Annotated in this window: 15 protein-coding genes; 9 read left to right on the top strand and 6 right to left on the bottom strand. The window is 42.9% G+C overall.

From position 1 onward, the window contains the following. Positions 1-558 precede the first annotated feature (558 nt). Positions 559-1,179, top strand: coding sequence for a tRNA-(ms[2]io[6]A)-hydroxylase (locus JMX89_RS03310; RefSeq protein WP_227672998.1), 621 nt, complete (start codon positions 559-561; stop codon positions 1,177-1,179). A 251-nt stretch (positions 1,180-1,430) separates the two neighbouring features. On the opposite strand, the gene JMX89_RS03305 is transcribed toward JMX89_RS03310, so the two are convergent. The 5 genes from JMX89_RS03305 to mtgA form a co-directional block, all read right to left on the bottom strand. Further along, positions 1,431-1,937: a hypothetical protein gene (locus JMX89_RS03305; RefSeq protein WP_201550837.1), complete on the bottom strand. Its 507-nt coding sequence runs from the start codon at positions 1,935-1,937 to the stop codon at positions 1,431-1,433. 105 nt (positions 1,938-2,042) lie between these two features. Next, a complete protein-coding gene (locus JMX89_RS03300; protein WP_011514201.1) occupies positions 2,043-2,324 on the bottom strand; it encodes a hypothetical protein in 282 nt (93 codons plus the stop codon). Between the two features lie 48 nt (positions 2,325-2,372). Continuing rightward, entirely contained in the window at positions 2,373-2,558 is a 186-nt protein-coding gene (locus JMX89_RS03295; RefSeq protein ID WP_201550835.1) for a hypothetical protein, read from the bottom strand. 286 nt (positions 2,559-2,844) lie between these two features. Further along, positions 2,845-5,133 (bottom strand): polyphosphate kinase 1, encoded by a 2,289-nt coding sequence (ppk1, locus tag JMX89_RS03290; RefSeq protein ID WP_227672997.1) that lies wholly within the window; start codon positions 5,131-5,133, stop codon positions 2,845-2,847. A gap of 118 nt (positions 5,134-5,251) precedes the next feature. Beyond that, positions 5,252-5,938 carry a monofunctional biosynthetic peptidoglycan transglycosylase gene (gene mtgA, locus JMX89_RS03285; RefSeq protein WP_201550833.1) on the bottom strand — a complete coding sequence of 229 codons (687 nt, stop codon included), beginning with the start codon at positions 5,936-5,938 and terminating at the stop codon, positions 5,252-5,254. Positions 5,939-6,173: 235 nt separating this feature from the next. Between mtgA and JMX89_RS03280 the strand changes: the two genes are divergently transcribed. From JMX89_RS03280 to JMX89_RS03245, 8 genes are all read left to right on the top strand, one after another. After that, positions 6,174-6,482, top strand: a complete 309-nt coding sequence (locus JMX89_RS03280) for a glutaredoxin family protein (protein WP_201550831.1) — start codon at positions 6,174-6,176, stop codon at positions 6,480-6,482. Between the two features lie 197 nt (positions 6,483-6,679). Further along, positions 6,680-8,158, top strand: a complete 1,479-nt coding sequence (locus JMX89_RS03275; protein ID WP_201550829.1) for an FAD-linked oxidase C-terminal domain-containing protein — start codon at positions 6,680-6,682, stop codon at positions 8,156-8,158. Further along, the gene (gene glcE, locus JMX89_RS03270) at positions 8,155-9,213 is read left to right on the top strand and encodes a glycolate oxidase subunit GlcE (RefSeq protein ID WP_201550827.1); all 1,059 of its coding nucleotides are present in this window, start codon (positions 8,155-8,157) and stop codon (positions 9,211-9,213) included. Before JMX89_RS03275 ends, glcE begins: the two co-directional genes overlap by 4 nt. Positions 9,214-9,239: 26 nt before the next feature. Further along, entirely contained in the window at positions 9,240-10,451 is a 1,212-nt protein-coding gene (glcF, locus tag JMX89_RS03265) for a glycolate oxidase subunit GlcF (protein ID WP_201550825.1), read from the top strand. Between the two features lie 243 nt (positions 10,452-10,694). Further along, entirely contained in the window at positions 10,695-12,452 is a 1,758-nt protein-coding gene (locus tag JMX89_RS03260) for an L-lactate permease (RefSeq protein ID WP_181209797.1), read from the top strand. Positions 12,453-12,644: 192 nt separating this feature from the next. After that, positions 12,645-13,853 carry an L-lactate dehydrogenase gene (locus tag JMX89_RS03255; RefSeq protein ID WP_201550823.1) on the top strand — a complete coding sequence of 403 codons (1,209 nt, stop codon included), beginning with the start codon at positions 12,645-12,647 and terminating at the stop codon, positions 13,851-13,853. 99 nt (positions 13,854-13,952) lie between these two features. Next, complete coding sequence (locus JMX89_RS03250; protein WP_201530940.1) at positions 13,953-14,999, top strand: rhomboid family intramembrane serine protease; 1,047 nt, start codon at positions 13,953-13,955, stop codon at positions 14,997-14,999. A gap of 245 nt (positions 15,000-15,244) precedes the next feature. Further along, positions 15,245-16,057: a MipA/OmpV family protein gene (locus tag JMX89_RS03245; protein ID WP_149492153.1), complete on the top strand. Its 813-nt coding sequence runs from the start codon at positions 15,245-15,247 to the stop codon at positions 16,055-16,057. A 104-nt stretch (positions 16,058-16,161) separates the two neighbouring features. On the opposite strand, the gene JMX89_RS03240 is transcribed toward JMX89_RS03245, so the two are convergent. Next, a complete protein-coding gene (locus JMX89_RS03240; protein ID WP_133105076.1) occupies positions 16,162-16,929 on the bottom strand; it encodes a hypothetical protein in 768 nt (255 codons plus the stop codon). Positions 16,930-17,163: the final 234 nt, after the last annotated feature.

Genomic DNA, 17,163 nt, shown 5'->3' with positions numbered 1-17,163 from the left:
GGCTATAAACCTTAGATTTTGAGACGCGATTGATAGTTGATATACTATTGGCTACCTGCTATCAGCTGACAAGCAATAGTAAGACAAAATACGTTAAAAGCAAAATATTATCCTACTACCAAATAAGGCAATAAACAAGGAAACTCCATTTAGTAACTAAATGCTTGTGCTGTAGATAAATGATAGTCTATATACCATATGCGTTAGCAACGATTATCTTACTATCCTATCCTCCTGAGTTACTCATAAGTATAAACTGTAAGTAATCATTACGATATTAATTTATGCGTAACAGTTATCTATCATATCAAAGTAGTCTGAAGAGTTTAAATACATATAGCGCGTATATATCTACTTTTTTTCATTATTTTATTCATCCACTCGTCGATAAAGTCTAAGCCAACCATGACCATAAACCAAGAAAATACATCCATACCTAAAACCACTTCTAACTTACAATCTGAGCCTTCAACTACAGTAGGGAGTCAATCTGCAATAGATTCTGAAGATAGCAGTAGTAATGATAGCGTTGATATCATTTCTATCACCCAACTCAGCATGCCACTAAAGGTAGATTTATCGCCTATTTTTGATTTCTTGGGCGCACGAACCTCACAAGCTTGGGTCAACGCCGCTGTTAATAACTTACCGCTGATTATTCAAGACCATGCCAATTGTGAAAAAAAGGCCGCCGGTACCGCGATGAATCTCATCTTTCGCTATGAGTTCTCTTATGATTTACAGCGTAAATTGGCACAATTGATACGTGAAGAAATGCTGCACTATGAGCAAGTGCTCGGCATTATGAATGAGCGCGGGCAAGCATGGAAATATCTAAGTGCTGGACGCTATGCCAAAGGCATGCTAAAACACAAGCGTACTTATGAACCCGCTGCAATGGTAGATGTGCTGATTATTGGTGCATTTATCGAGGCACGTTCTTGTGAGCGTTTTGCGGCACTTTCTGAGGTTATCAATGATGAGCGTTTGGCAAAATACTATCGTTATTTATTAAAATCAGAAAGCCGTCATTTTGAAGATTATTTGGCACTAGCGCAGTCATTGTCTGATGACAGTATCGATGAGCGTGTGGTATTCTTTAAAGAAGTAGAAGCAGAGCTGATATCAACTCCAGATACTGAGCTGCGCTTTCATAGCGGCGACCCTATTGCTCTCTAATTTATTAAATCTATAGTGAGTTCAATATAAAAGAGTTACGCTCAGAATAGCATTATGCTGGGATAAATTTCTCTCGCTTGCTATGCGCTTCGCACTCCAGAGGCTTCGAAAAATTTATCCCAGCAGTACTGTGTTCTTTTTAAATTCAATCGACTATGCTATCAACAAAACAAAAAAAGGTGCTGCAAGCGACGTATCGTACATCATTACTTGCAGCACCTTTTTCAAGTTATCTGAATTGTCTAAATGTTTTAAAAATCTTTTTCATCCGGATTTAACACACGGGTTTGAGCGTTATCAATATTTGCATAGCGATTTAAATCATTAATCCCTACGCTTTTAGCCCCTTGATCAATAGTGGTATGTTCATTGATACCATCATCAAAAGCATTGCCCTCTTGATCGCGGCGGTCTGGCTGACGGGCAGCATTATCGCCATCATTGACATGTTCTGAGCCTACAACACTCTCTTGAAACGTATCAGTCCCTTTATTAGTGGTGGTATGATTTTCAATACTATCATCGGTAGACATCACGTTATGACTATTATGATGAATGTCTTCATGTGTATGGTCACCATGCTCGATATCATCGCTCGCATATCTAGTGCCAATGACTGTTTCTTGAAATGTCTCGGTGGTTTTTTCCGTATTATCATGAGCTGCGCTGGTGTCGACCGTGCGCGCAGGCATATTATCGATATGACCATCATTACTGTTGATAGGCGTTTTGGTTAATGCCGGATCTTTCGTTTCCATCGTAATATCCTTATTTTTAATTTATCTTTCTTGTTATTTCTTCATCATCACCCATCTGACAATGATCATTTATATGAGAGTTAAGAGAGTCAAGACAATGAAAAACTATTCATTGCCTTTTTGTGATAAATCATAGGCGTTTAGATCGCCAACATTTTTTCCACCTGGAGGCAGATTTTCTTCTTTGCGTGGGTCAGCGTATATCTCATCCGTCTCCTGCGACTCCTGCTGAGGTCCATCAATTTCGGGTTCATGCTTACGACCTTCATAACTGTCCGATGGATTATCTGGATGCAGCTTCGCTGGATCGTTGACGGATACGGGCTTTTCATTATTTGGGTGCATGTTGTTAGTTTGAATATTGTCTGACTGACTATCATGTGACATGGCATTTCCCTCGCTTTACTAGTATGGGGTTCAATAATTTTTTGCTAACTATTTGTCTGTACGTAAATCATCGTTGATAAAAGAAGTTTGCTCTTCTTCTGTTAATAATTCTGGTGCATCAACTGGCTTGCCATTTTCTAAATTTTTCTCAATCTGCTGGCTGTCTGCTTGCTCAGCGGCTTTTTTGATATCTGAGCTATTATTATCTGAGCTATTATTGTTGGTGTGACTCATGGTGAAATCCTGTTTTCTTATTGAGATACGTTATAAGAGTGAATTTTTATATCTATCTAATTATAAGAATAAATTTGATACGCTCTCCAGTGTACTGCCGTATAAATATGTGAATAAGTGTGAGCTTACCAGACAGTTTGTAACTAGAAAGTAGAATTGGTAGGCAAAAAAAACCAAGCACAGAGTAATCCCTATGCTTGGCTGTTATATTTGTTGAAAAAAGTGGATAACATTAAAAATACTAAATGAGATTAATCAACTTAATAACCGCTAATAAACAAGACAGTTATACCGGCTCGCCAACACGATTAATCACCTTTAATAAATGCTCTTGAGCAATGTGAGGCGCTTCATCCGCTGCTGGCTTGGTTCGTTGCCAGTTACCGTCACCGCTAAGTGTCCACGCTTGCTTATTGTCTTGGAGGTAACTCAACAGTCCATCTTGATAAATTTGCTTAGACAATTTTTTATCTTCAATCGGAAACGCTACCTCTACACGGTGGAACAAATTACGATCCATCCAATCGGCGCTGCCACAGTACAAGCGCTCATCACCATCATTATAGAAGTAATAGATGCGAGTATGCTCCAAAAAACGACCGATAACAGAACGTACGGTGATATTCTCAGACAGACCCTTCACTTGCGGACGCAGACAGCATATGGAGCGCAAAATCAGTTCAATTTTGACCCCTGCTTGTGACGCATCATATAGTTTATCAATCAAACGACGTTCGGTTAAGGCGTTTACTTTAACAATAATATGAGCCCGCTTGCCCGCCTTGGCATGAGTAATCTCATCATCGATAAAACTCATCAATTTATCATGCAAGGTAAATGGTGCATGCAATAGCTTTTTGAGATTAGCAGGTTTACCCATGCCGGTCAGCTCTTGGAATATCTTGTGGACGTCTTCTGAGATATCAGGATCCGCACTGAATAATCCATAATCGGTATAGACTTTAGCATTTGCTGCGTGATAATTACCCGTGCCTAAATGCACATAACGGCGCATTTTCCCCTCTTCGCGGCGCACGATGAGCATAAGTTTAGCGTGGGTTTTGTAGCCAACAATACCGTAGACCACTACTGCCCCTGCCTCTTGTAAATAGTTGGCAACAGCAATATTAGACGCCTCATCAAAACGCGCGCGTAACTCAATGACTGCTGTCACTTCTTTACCATTACGTGCTGCTGCGGCTAGCGCTTTGACAATTTCTGAATTGGTGCCTGAACGATAAAGCGTTTGCTTAATCGCTAATACTTTTGGATCACTGGCAGCTTGCCAAAGCAAATTAATAATCGGCGAAAACGCATGGAACGGATGATGCGCCAATACATCGCCTTTACGCATGGCAGCAAACATACTGGTTGCTTTATCAAGCTTGTCGACTTCGCGGCGAAACGGTTTTGGTATCACATGCGTAAAGGGCTGATAACGCAATGATGGGATATTAAAATCAAACAGCAAACGCGTTAAGTTGACAGGTCCATTGACGCGGTATAATTGGTTGTCATGCAGCTCAAACTCATTAAGCAAATAATCACTAATTAGCGTTGGGCATTCAGTAGTGACTTCAAGGCGCACTTTATCACCAAAGCGGCGGTTTTCAAGCTCACCTTCTAAGGCTTTGGCAATGTCATCAACATCATCTGCCAAGTCCAAATCCGCATTACGCGTCAGCCTAAACTGATGACAGCCGGTGACATTCATACCAGGGAATAGCTCACCGATATGCTCATGAATAATCGCTGATAGCATCACATGGTGCTCTTTGCCACCAGTCAATTCATCAGGCAGACGAATCACGCGCGGCAAGCTACGCGGCGCGGGTACGATAGCCAAATTGATATCGCGACCAAAGGCGTCTTTGCCCTCTAAAGTCGCAATAAAATTCAAGCTTTTATTCACCAAGCGCGGGAATGGATGGGCAGGATCAATACTAATAGGTGTCAATACTGGCGATACTTGCTCAGTAAAATAGCGCTTCATCCATGCGGATTGCTCGCTATTCAACTCATCGCGCTTTAAATAACGAATATCCTCAAGTGCCAGAGCCGGCAAGATATCTTCATTTAAAATACGGTATTGCTCAGCGATGGCATCATGAGTCACCGCTGATATTTCATTAAGAATTTCACTAGGACGCATACCATGTACACTGGTCGACACATCTCCCAGATTGAGCTTTTGCATGATACCAGCAACGCGAATCTCAAAAAACTCATCGATATTGGATGAAAAAATCATTAAAAAGAAGAGACGCTCAAGCAAAGGATGGTGGGGATCTGCCGCTTGTGCTAAGACCCGCAGATGAAACTGTAATAAAGACAAGTCACGATTGATATAGCTGCTGGGTGAATAATTGCCATCTTCTGAGCGTTGCCATTCAATTTCGGTTAAAGCTTGGTTGCCATACGGATTAATAAGGCTTTCATCGGTAAGAGGATTGCTGGTATTAATGGCACCGTCTACTTTATCTGTGTCACTCTCTCTATTGACATCATTATTCGCATCAATATATGTCTCAATAACATCAGTGGTCTTATCACTATTACTGTGCTTATTATCCATCTCTACCACGCTCCACTCCTATTACTGTTATCATTTTTATATCAATCTTATCCTATCAGTATTTTTATACTATACTTTTTAAGTATTATTCTATTATTACCGTTAATTCTAGCTACATTTAAGCAGATTGTGGCAATACCGCATTTTTCAAACGTTTTTTGATAATACGTTGTTTATTACGCAGGCGTTTATCGCTTTGATGACTTTCATAGTATTTTGGATTGGTTAGCATCGCAATCAATAAGGCTGACTGGTCACGATTGAGATTAGCAGCTGATTTATCAAAATAATACTGAGCGGCTGCCTCGACACCATAAACACCATTACCAAACTCTGCCACATTCAAATACGCGGTCAAAATTCGCCGCTTATCCCATAAGGTTTCAATCATTATAGTGAGAACAGCCTCTTCGGCTTTACGAGTATAAGAGCGATGCGAGGTTAAAAATAAGTTTTTAGCCAATTGCTGGGTAATGGTTGAGCCGCCCGCCGACATCTTGCCACTCGCTTCGTTTTTTTTCTGTGCCGCCTTGATACCTTTTATATCAAAGCCATTATGCTGGCTAAATGTCGAATCCTCACTGACAATCGCGGCTTGTTTGGCAGACTTGGCAATCGCGTCATAATCAACCCACGTTTGGCTAACATCACCGCCCGTAATGCGATGGGTGAGCATAAACATGCTGTTATTAATCGGCTGCGTTTTCCAAATTAATAGCAGTCCTGCGACCAGCACATGGAAGGCGATGACCAACACCATCAATGCCAATAAGAGTCGTTTGATAAATTTGCCAAAACTTGTCATGCGTGTTGTCCAAGTGATTGAAAAGATAAGAAGAGAAAATAAGAAGCGCGCAGCCAATCAGGGTGACTCTAAAGGAAAGAAGCATAAATAGCAGCTCATCTTACCTAATCTCACAATCGCTGTCATTATTTACCCCACTTCTTTATCATGTCATATGAGTACACGTAAAAAACTCAGCAAAAATGAACGTTGAATTTGTAAGCTTTGCATTTAGGATTAACATAAGAGAGTAGCTATGTACGAGAATAACAATATAAGCGCATTGCGTGCCCGTATGATTGAAGAAAAACCTGAACTTGGATCTCCTGAAAATATGACCAAATGGTGGCTACTCGGTACCTCAGGTTGTCATTTATGTGATATTGCTGAACAGCTGATAACCCAATTGCAAGCGGTGCAACGTTTTACTTACGAGCCTGTCGATATTGCTGATTTTTCTGAACCGCTTATGATGGAATTTGCGACGACTATTCCCGTCATCTTGACACCGACAAAACGCTTAGATTATCCGTTTTCAGTACTGGATTTACAGCGTTTATTGTAACCCTGCCAGCCCCTGCTCGCTTATTCAATACAGCCACAAACAAGCTTAATTCCTACTAATTCAAAACATTACATATCATTTTATTCAGTTTTAACTAATATATTGATAGCTAATCTTTCCCTTTTATTATAAGCTTAAGGTCATCTGTATAATAATACAGTGAGTGTCGACAATTTAGTGAGCAAAGGAATGCCACCATGAATCAGAGCCAAAGACCTGATAAAGCTGCTTTAGTAGAGCTGTTTCGCGATTTTATTGAGCCTCAGTACGTGATCAATGATGAGGAGACTCAAAAGCCTTTTGAGTGTGATGGCTTATCGGTATATTGCGATATGCCACTCATTACGGTGCTCCCAAAAACCGTTGAGCAAGTTTGTGAGGTCATGCGAATCTGTTATCGCTATCAAATCCCTGTGGTTGCACGCGGTGCCGGTACGGGTTTGTGTGCAGGTGCAATGCCCAACCCTGATGGCGTCTTATTGGTGTTGTCACGATTTAAACATATTCTTGATATTGATCCACTTGCCCGTAGCGCACGTTTGCAGCCAGGTGTCCGTAACCTTGCTATTAGTGAGGCGGCAAGTCAATATGGCTTGTATTATGGCCCAGACCCCTCCTCACAGATTGCCTGCTCAATCGGTGGCAACGTCGCCGAAAACTCAGGCGGCGTCCATTGTCTCAAATATGGTCTGACCACTCACAATTTATTAAAAGTTGAGATGGTCACAGTCGAGGGGGATCTCATTACTATTGGTAGTGAAGGTCTTGATAGCAACGGCTTTGATTTGATGGCTCTGATTAGTGGCTCTGAAGGTCTACTTGGAGTGATTACTGAAGTGACGGTCAAGCTGCTACCTAGCCCTGAAAAGGCTCAGGTCATTATGGCCGCTTTTGACAATGTTCAGACCGCAGGGGATGCGGTCGGCGGCGTGATTGCCAAAGGTATTATTCCAGCCGGACTTGAGATGATGGACAGCCCTGCCATCATAGCCGCCGAAGCATTTGCTCATGCAGGCTATCCAATCGACGCCCAAGCTTTGCTGCTGTGTGAGTTAGATGGTAGCGAGGCGGAAGTTCAAGAACAGATTGCAGAGGTTGAGCAGCTGTTTATCGAGCTTGGCGCAACCACAACACGTGTCTCGCAAAGTGAGGCGGAGCGCGCATTATTGTGGAAAGGTCGAAAATCTGCATTCCCCGCTGTCGGACGAATATCCCCTGACTACTACTGCATGGATGGCACCATTCCGCGTAGCCAACTTGCCCATGTCCTAACCGAAATGCAAAAACTCTCAGATGAATACGGTCTGCGCGTCGCCAACGTGTTTCATGCTGGGGACGGCAATTTGCACCCGCTTATCTTATTTGATGCCAATGTCCCAGGAGAGCTTGAGCGCACTGAAGAGTTCGGCAGCCGTATTTTAGAGCTTTGCGTCAAGGTAGGCGGCTGTATAACTGGTGAGCATGGGGTTGGCGTCGAAAAAATCCGCCAAATGACGATTCAGTTTAACGATCAAGAGCTGACACAATTTCATGCAATCAAGCACGCCTTTGACCCAATCGGTACGCTAAATCCAGGTAAGGGCATTCCAGTGCTCAAGCGCTGTCAAGAGTACCGTACCCTTGACAGAACGCAACACAACCATGACTCTCAACCACAGCAAGGAGATCTGGCATGACAGACATCAGTCAAGAGCTGATTGCGCGAGTAATGCAAGCCAGCCATGACGGCACAGCCCTACAAATCATGGGCGGGGGCAGTAAGCAGTTTATGGGACGTGAGCCAATAGGCGACCCCATCAGTCTTAGCGAGCACAAAGGTATTCTCAGTTATGAGCCGATCGAATTGGTGCTAACTGCCCGTGCTGGCACCTCAATTACTGAGATTAATAGCGCCTTAGCAGAACACAATCAGTGCTTAGCATTTGAGCCACCGACATTTGACGGACAAGCAACCTTGGGCGGCACATTGGCTTGCCACTTATCAGGCCCAGCAAGACCTTGGAGCGGTTCAATAAGAGACCATGTCTTAGGCATTCGCCTGATTAATGGCCATGCAGAAGAACTGCGCTTCGGCGGTCAGGTGATGAAAAACGTCGCCGGTTATGATGTCTCACGGATGCAAGCAGGCGCAATGGGCACTTTGGGTATCATCACTGAAGTCAGTCTAAAAGTCATGCCTAAGCCTGCCGCCACTGTGACTATTAAGCAGGAGATGGACGCTGCAAAGGCAATTGATACCATGAATCGTCTCTCAGGAAAATCCAAACCCTTGACAGGGGCGTGTTGGTTTGACAATCATTTATATTTGCGCTTGGCAGGCGCGCGAAGTGCTGTAGACAGTACTGTCAACCAGTGGCAAGGCGCAATATTAGAGGATACAGATACGTTTTGGTCAATGCTTCGTGAGCAGCAATTGGATTATTTCTTAGACGCGTCCTCATTGTGGCGGTTTTCTGTAAAAAGTAGCGCGGCGCATATGCTACCAGAGGAAGATTGGCTGATTGATTGGGGAGGATCACAGCGCTGGCTTCGTGGCAACTTTACCGTGGACAAATTAGAAGCGCTTGCTGAGGCCGCAGGTGGTCAAGTCAGCCTTTATCGCGGTGGTAACAGGAGTCAGGAGGTCTTTCATACTCAGTCTGAGGCGCTCCAAAAGCTCCACCAACGCCTCAAACACGCCTTTGATCCGAATGGTGTTTTCAATCCCAATCGTTTATACAGCTGGATGTAAATTAGCTCGATGATAAGGAAGTCGTAATGCGAACTCAAATCAATATAAAATATCTGGATCACCCAGATATTCAAGAAGCCGATGATATTTTGCGCACTTGCGTTCACTGTGGATTTTGTAATGCCACGTGTCCCACGTATCAAGAGCTTGGCGATGAGCGTGACGGTCCTCGCGGTCGTATTTATTTACTAAAACAAATGCTTGAAACTGGTGAGGTTAGCGAAAAATCCCAACTTCATTTAGACCGCTGTCTGACTTGTCGTAGTTGCGAAACCACTTGCCCTTCTGGGGTAAAATATGGCCGCTTGGCTGAGATCGGCCGCGATATTATGGAAGAACAGGTATCACGACCTGCCGATCAAAGGCTCAAACGCTGGCTTATCAGAAAGGTGTTGCCCTATCCGCACCGATTTGGGTTTCTTTTACGACTCGGACAACTGTTTCGCGCCTTTTTGCCTCGCGACTTAAAAGCCCAAGTCCCTGTTAAGCAAATCACCCGCCCGCGACCCTCGCAGCAACACTCGCGTCAAATGCTGGTGCTAGAGGGCTGCGCTCAACCTTCTGCCACCCCAAACACTAACAGTGCCGCCGCCCGAGTACTTGATAAGCTAGGTATCAGCTTGATCGCTGCACCAGAGGCCGGATGTTGCGGCGCTGTGAGCTATCACATACCTGCTCATGAAGAAGGACTTGCGTTCATGCGGCGCAATATTGATGCGTGGTGGCCATATATTGAGGCTGGGGCTGAAGCCATTGTCATCAGTGCCTCAGGCTGCGGCTCGATGGTCAAAGAATACGGCGAAAAACTCAAACATGACGACGCTTATGCAGCTAAAGCCAAGCGTATCAGTGCACTGACCCGAGACCTGAGTGAGATTTTGATCAAAGAGGACCTAGAGAAGTTGGTAGTAAAACAGACGAATCGTAAGACCGCTGTCCACTGCCCATGCTCGCTACAGCACGCTCAGCAGTTAGGCGGTCATGTTGAGCAGATATTGCAACGCGCTGGGATTGAGCTCTCTAAAACCCAAAACGGACATTTATGCTGCGGCTCTGCTGGTACTTACTCGCTCCTTCAGCCTACGCTTAGCCAGCAACTACTCACCAATAAAATCAACGATCTTACCATCGATAACCCAGATCAGATTGTGACAGCCAATATCGGATGCCAATTGCATTTAGGCAGCCATGCGTCCGTCCCAGTCAAGCATTGGATCGAATTGTTAGACCCACAATAAAACCAACTATAATGAGTTAAGCGGATTGTAAAGGACAATCATAATCAGCTCTTAACTACTTTAACAAAGAATACAAGGTCTCAGCTAATTTTTAAAATAAGTTCTCTACTGCCATTTGAATGACGCCCGCAGCACCAAAAAACTACGGGCTTCTTTTGGCTTAATACTGATAAACAAAAAAGAAATATCCTTCAATGATATTTCAAAGATGACTTCAACTACATATACCAAGGACGGTTTATTATGTACACTTTTTTGGCCTTAGCGCCTATTCTAGTAGTACTCGTTTTGCTTGTAATGTTGCGGCTCCCTGCCAAGATTTCTATGGGCGTTGCCTATTTAGTAACCGCGCTATTAGCGTTGTTCGTTTGGCAAGCCAGTGGCGCCCAAGTCGCAGCCGCGACTGTAAACGGCATCATCGTCGCACTTACGCTTTTATTTATTGTATTTGCGGCTATTTTATTGCTGAATACTCTGAAGGAAGGGGGTGCTATTGTCGCTATTCGTAAAGGCTTTATGGATATCTCGCCCGATAGACGCGTTCAAGTTATCATTGTGGCGTGGTTATTCGGCTCGCTGATAGAAGGCTCATCAGGATTTGGTACGCCATCTGCTATCGGTGCACCGTTGTTGCTCGCTTTAGGTTTCCCAGCGATGGCATCAGTTATGGCTATGTTAATTATTCAGTCGACGCCCGTATCATTTGGTGCCGTTGGTACGCCAGTATTACTTGGCGTTTGGACTGGTATCAATGATAAGCCAGATATAACGCAAGCGATTGCGCCACTCTCAACTGAAAATTATCTATTACAAATCGCGGGTAACATCGGTCTGATACATGCGCTGGTAGGCTTTTTGATTCCGTTACTTTTGAGTGGATTTTTGACTCGGTTCTTTGGTAAAAATCGCTCCTTCGTTGAAGGGCTCAAAGTATGGCCTTTCGCAATTTTTGCTGGTCTCTGCTTTACCGTTCCTTATTATTTGGTGGCTAGATACCTAGGTCCTGAGTTCCCATCATTGGTCGGCGGTTTTATCGGTCTTATGATTGTGCTTCCTGCAGCAAAGCGCGGCTTCTTGATGCCTAAAGAGATTTTTGATTTTGCGCCACGCGCTAAATGGGATAAAGACTGGCTCGGCTCGTTACCTGAAGAAAAGTTTGATGATTCTATTGCACCAAGATTTTCTTTGGTTCGGGCATTTTCTCCTTATCTCATCGTTATTGGTCTACTAATCATCACTCGAGTCATTGCACCGCTGAAGGCATTTTTGACTGGAGATTTGACCACTATACAATTTACCAATCTTTTTGGTACAACTATTTCTAGTAAAATCCAACTTGCCTATTCTCCAGGTATCATTCTAATTATTGTTGCATTAATCTCTATCTTGTTGTTCAAAATGAACGGACAAGCCGTCAAACGTAGTTGGAGTAGTTCTGCAAAAACCATGGTAGCCGCCGCACCAGCCTTGCTGTTTTCGGTACCGATGGTACAAGTATTCATCAACTCCGGGTCAGCTGCTGAAGTCGCAAATTCGCTACCCGCTATGCCCATCTTACTGGCTGAGAGTGCCGCTGGTGCCTTTCAAAATGCATGGCCACTCGTGTCTCCGTGGATTGGCGCGCTGGGTGCCTTCATTGCAGGCTCAAATACCGTCAGTAATATGATGTTCGCTTACTTTCAGTGGTCAACCGCTAGTCAAATTGGCTTAGATGTCAATCTTGCTGCACAAGTAGTAGCACTGCAAGCGGTCGGTGGCGCTGCTGGTAATATGATTGCGGTACATAACGTCGTTGCTGCTTGCGCGGTGGTTGGTCTGATGGATAAAGAAGGCTATGTTATTCGCAAAACCTTAGTCGCAATGACATACTATGTGATTCAGGCAGGATTGATCGGTATGGGTATTATTTTCGGTCAAATGTGGTGGTGGATATTGGCTGTCATTTGGCCAATCGCATTTTTTGGCATCATGGCAATAACGAGTAAAAAAACCGTTACTTAACATGAGTTAGCTGTACTAGTAAATCTGTGAATCCGCACTCAGCACTTGAACTGACGCTATTATACTAACTATGATAGCGTCAGTTTTATGTCACGGTTAAGATAATATTATCTAATAATTAACGACAAAAAATGAATGACCACAGCATCATAATTAATAAACGGTTACCAAATAAGCAACAAGGAAGACCTTATGAAAAATTTGAGCAAAATTACTGAAATTGAAGACTTACGACGGGTTGCTGAGCGTAAAGTACCTCGCATGTTTTATGATTATGTCGACTCAGGATCATGGACTGAGACCACCTATCGCAATAATGAAACCGACTTTGACCGTATCAAACTGCGTCAGCGGGTATTGGTTAATATGGAAGGACGCTCGCTTGCCACCGAAATGCTGGGCACGTCAGTAAAAATGCCTGTTGCGATTGCCCCAACAGGCTTTACTGGCATGATGTGGGCAGATGGAGAAATCCTCGCGGCACAGGCAGCAGAAAAGTTTGGTGTACCGTTTTCACTATCGACCATGAGTATTTGCTCTATCGAAGATGTCGCCACCCATACCAGCCAGCCGTTTTGGTTTCAGCTATATATGATGCGCGATATGGACTTTATCGCCAATTTGATTCGCCGCGCAAAAGAAGCCAATTGTTCAGCGCTCATCCTGACCGCCGACTTACAAGTACTCGGTCAACGTCATAAAGACATTAAAAACGGCCTATCTGCGCCGCCAAAACCGACGCTTGCCAATATCTTAAATCTGATGACCAAGCCAGAATGGTGTATGAATATGCTGGGTACCAAGCGTCGCACCTTTGGTAATATCGTCGGTCACGCTAAAAACGTCGAGGATATCTCATCGCTATCCGCATGGACAGCTGAGCAGTTCGATCCGGCGCTGAGCTGGGATGATGTCGCTCGTATTAAAGACATGTGGGGTGGCAAGCTGATTATCAAAGGCATTATGGAGCCAGAAGACGCTGTACTGGCAGCTCGTAGCGGTGCCGATGCGCTAGTGGTCTCCAATCATGGTGGACGCCAATTGGATGGTGCGCCCTCTTCCATTTCATCTCTATCCGATATTGTACAAGCCGTGCGTGCTGAAGACAGTCAGATTGAAGTTTGGCTCGATAGCGGTATTCGTTCTGGGCAAGATGTACTCAAAGCGATGGCATTAGGAGCCAATGGCACGATGATTGGTCGCGCTTTTCTTTATGGTCTTGGCGCGTATGGCGAAGATGGTGTCCGCCGCGCGCTTGAGCTGATTTATAACGAATGTGATATCAGCATGGCGTTTTGCGGTCATACCGATATCAATGAAGTGCGCGATGATATCTTAGTCAAAGGTACCTACGAGCATCTCAAAACTGCCTTGCCTTACGTAGCGCCAATGCGCTGGTAAGTGTAGACGATATAACTACTTAGACTTGTTGGTCGCTTTCTTTATACTATCTATACCCTTTATACTGTACTGATAATTTTTTATTGATAATTAGATGTTATGACCATTCAACAATTATTAAAGACAGCGCCTGTTACCACCTTGTTATTAGTCAGTTTTATCGGGCTATTTATCATGCAGGTATTAACGGGTGTCGATGCCAATAATCCCTCAACTGAAGCGCTGGTAAAGTGGGGTGCCAATGCTCTGCCTTTTACTATGGATAATGAGCCATGGCGCTTGGTGAGCAGTGCGTTTTTGCATATTGGGCTGATGCATTTATTGTTTAACGGTTTTGCTATGTATTTTTTTGGTCAAATCGCCGAGCCGATGTTTGGCTCAGCGAAGTTTTTGGCGCTATTTTTACTGGCAGCAATCGGTGGCAACTTACTGAACAATTACGTCACATGGCAAGGTATTGTGGACGGAACAGGACAAGCTGGATTATCTGCGGGCGCATCGGGCGGTATCATGGGTATTGGCGCAGCGTTATTAATCGCTGCGCTGTTTAAGATATCAGTCAATGGTATGGTGCTGAACCTTAAAAGCCTGATATTTATTATGGGCATCAACTTAGTCTATGGTTTTGCGGTGCCAGGTATCGACAATGCTGGTCACATTGGCGGTGCGATTACCGGTCTTATCATTTCACTACCTTTTGCGATTGCCTATCGTCAACGTATGGCAGCTGTCATACAGAATATTGCCACTTACGAGAATGATTATTTACCCCATTATCAAAGTGAGCAACAAAACGAATATCATACCACTTATATTAATACGCCAGTGAATAGCGGCACTGACTTTGATAATAATGCACACTTAAATAATACTCATTTAAATAACACCAGTTTGCATAATGAGAGTCATGTAGATAATAATAGGGGTGTAAACTCAAACGTAACTGTTAACCCTACCAATCCTATTCGTCCTACTCTTAACGAAACCCTGAATGAAAAAAGCACAGCCATTAAACCTGCGCTTATTTGGCAATTGCTGCCGTGGGTTGTGATGTTATTTATTAGCATTGGCTTTATGTGGTGGTGGCAAGATATTCATCAGCAATTAGTAGAAGTGCTCAATGCCATTGAGCAAAGCACTGTTTAGCCTATATCGCTTTTATTTTTACCTGATTCTATAGTCAGTTCAAAATAAAAGCGATACGATTGTAATAACGTTCTATTGGCTATAATTTTTTCTTGCTTGCTGTTCGCAGGCGTGCCAGAGGCTGCAAAAAATTTATAGCCAATAGCACTGTATCGTTTTTAAGATGAATCGACTATAACGTACAAAAATCCTTACGTGTTTTACTATTTTTATCCCTTTGTTTCACCCACTTATGAGAGCAAATCATGTCTACATCATCATCGCTATCCCCTACTTTTAAGCGTGCTTTGCTTAGCACGTTGACAGCTACTGCCATGCTTGGCACAGCTAGCCTATCTAATGCAGCACTCTTCAATAAAAACCTACCGAAAGATCCTGATGCTGAGTTAAGCGTCGGCGTCAACGTCATGGCAGTCAAATCTGCTTATGATTTGGAAGAAAGCACCGAGATAAAAGTATTGCCAGGCGCATTCTATGACAATAATAAAATCTACGCACGCGGTGCTCAAGCGGGTGTATACCTTATCAATGACGGCAGCAATCAGCTAGCTGCTTATGCTCAGCTTGCTGGCAATTCATTTGATCCTGATGATGCTACTGGCGCACTAAAAGGACTTGATGAGCGTAAAGCCTCTGCTGCTGCAGGCTTAAGCTATACGCGTCTGACACCGGTTGGTGGCTTTCGTGCCCAATACGCTACAGATATCTTAGATCGTAGCGGCGGTAATACTGCCCGCTTAAGCTATATTGGTAAAATTAGCAAAAACAAGCTAACGGTCTATCCAAGCGTTGGATTTGAGTACAATGATGCCGACTACAATGAATACTACTACGGCGTGAGCGATACAGAGTCAACTAGAACGGGCGTCGCTGCTTATACCGCCAACTCAAGCTTGAATCCTTATATTAATGTTAGTGCCAACTATGATTTCAGTAAGCGCTGGGCGGGCTTTGCCAATCAAAGCTTAAGTTATCTGCCAAATGAGCAATATGACAGTCCAATGGTTGACTCGCGTACTGATGCTACGACGACGCTTGGTTTGCTTTATAAGTTCTAGTTGAGCTTAGATTATTATTAAAAAAGACCTTACTGCGTAATGTAGTAAGGTCTTTCTTCTCTCAGCCTAAGATGCTGGTAAAGTGTATTTCTCCTACCGCCTAACTAGTTCTTTCCAACATTTGCTCCCTTTTCTATCAGAACAAACTGTTTTGGTATCTTTTTAAAGAACTTATAACTAACTGCCTCAAATGACATGGATATTATTAAAAATAGAATAGCGAATGGTAAGAAAACGCAAGCAATAACCCTTTCTAAAACATTAAGAGTCTCACCCCCATCCCAATATTTTCGGAACAAAAAACGACCAATATAATTCGTAATAGGCAAGCTTTCTAATTCATCAGCTGGTTTTATTGGTAATGCTCCTTTAAGAGTACCTTTCAAACGTATAGCTTGTTCCATACTTCCACTATGATAAAAGTTAATTATGGCTCCATCGCCATAATCTAGAAAATCAAAGTTAATTATTATTTTATTATCAATAATGCATAGTGTTATTGAGTTTGATTCTTTTGCTGTCATCTCTATTCTAGCAGTATAAATTTTAATATCCTTAGCTAGCTCAATACGTAGCTTATCTGAACTTACTATGTCATCAGTATCAATAGTAGCCTTTCCGTCATTCCAGAAAGAAAGTCTAGTTACTGTTAATGCCTCTACATCATGTTCACCATATTTAATAGTCAAATTATTAATTGACGAAATGGAGTTTTGAATCAGTTCAAAGCTTTTAGCGCTAAACACTAATTCCTTTTCTTTCTTACTCTTAATGTAAAGAGTTACTGATATCAAAATACTTACTACAGCAAGTACTAGAAAAACTAAATTTGTTAATATACCTCCATCTAGAAACTGATAAAACCAACTCATAAATACTCCATTTTTTGAATAAACAATGCTTGTACTACTCATTTTTTAGTATTTTAGGGTGCCTTTTAAGCATTATTATTCCAAATACTATTTAAAAATAGCGTATGGTAAACTAACCTATATAAGTTCAGTTTACCATACGCTATTTTACATATATTAGTATCCAATTTACCTCTAAAAACGATAAACTTATTTATAAAAAAGACCTTGCCACATTACATGACAAGGTCTTTT

It is taken from the genome of Psychrobacter sp. DD43 (genome assembly GCF_904846555.1).
Lineage (GTDB): Bacteria > Pseudomonadota > Gammaproteobacteria > Pseudomonadales > Moraxellaceae > Psychrobacter > Psychrobacter cryohalolentis.
The sequence above is the reverse complement of the archived record's forward strand: the minus strand, read 5'-3'. Positions and strand labels throughout refer to the sequence as shown.

What these genes read in the sequence shown, in the direction of transcription:
- JMX89_RS03310 (WP_227672998.1), top strand. Translation starts at nt 559, where the DNA reads ATGCCACTAAAGGTAGATTTATCGCCTATTTTTGATTTCTTGGGCGCA.
- JMX89_RS03305 (WP_201550837.1), bottom strand. Translation starts at nt 1,937, where the DNA reads ATGGAAACGAAAGATCCGGCATTAACCAAAACGCCTATCAACAGTAAT.
- JMX89_RS03300 (WP_011514201.1), bottom strand. Translation starts at nt 2,324, where the DNA reads ATGTCACATGATAGTCAGTCAGACAATATTCAAACTAACAACATGCAC.
- JMX89_RS03295 (WP_201550835.1), bottom strand. Translation starts at nt 2,558, where the DNA reads ATGAGTCACACCAACAATAATAGCTCAGATAATAATAGCTCAGATATC.
- ppk1 (WP_227672997.1), bottom strand. Translation starts at nt 5,133, where the DNA reads ATGGATAATAAGCACAGTAATAGTGATAAGACCACTGATGTTATTGAG.
- mtgA (WP_201550833.1), bottom strand. Translation starts at nt 5,938, where the DNA reads ATGACAAGTTTTGGCAAATTTATCAAACGACTCTTATTGGCATTGATG.
- JMX89_RS03280 (WP_201550831.1), top strand. Translation starts at nt 6,174, where the DNA reads ATGTACGAGAATAACAATATAAGCGCATTGCGTGCCCGTATGATTGAA.
- JMX89_RS03275 (WP_201550829.1), top strand. Translation starts at nt 6,680, where the DNA reads ATGAATCAGAGCCAAAGACCTGATAAAGCTGCTTTAGTAGAGCTGTTT.
- glcE (WP_201550827.1), top strand. Translation starts at nt 8,155, where the DNA reads ATGACAGACATCAGTCAAGAGCTGATTGCGCGAGTAATGCAAGCCAGC.
- glcF (WP_201550825.1), top strand. Translation starts at nt 9,240, where the DNA reads ATGCGAACTCAAATCAATATAAAATATCTGGATCACCCAGATATTCAA.
- JMX89_RS03260 (WP_181209797.1), top strand. Translation starts at nt 10,695, where the DNA reads ATGTACACTTTTTTGGCCTTAGCGCCTATTCTAGTAGTACTCGTTTTG.
- JMX89_RS03255 (WP_201550823.1), top strand. Translation starts at nt 12,645, where the DNA reads ATGAAAAATTTGAGCAAAATTACTGAAATTGAAGACTTACGACGGGTT.
- JMX89_RS03250 (WP_201530940.1), top strand. Translation starts at nt 13,953, where the DNA reads ATGACCATTCAACAATTATTAAAGACAGCGCCTGTTACCACCTTGTTA.
- JMX89_RS03245 (WP_149492153.1), top strand. Translation starts at nt 15,245, where the DNA reads ATGTCTACATCATCATCGCTATCCCCTACTTTTAAGCGTGCTTTGCTT.
- JMX89_RS03240 (WP_133105076.1), bottom strand. Translation starts at nt 16,929, where the DNA reads ATGAGTTGGTTTTATCAGTTTCTAGATGGAGGTATATTAACAAATTTA.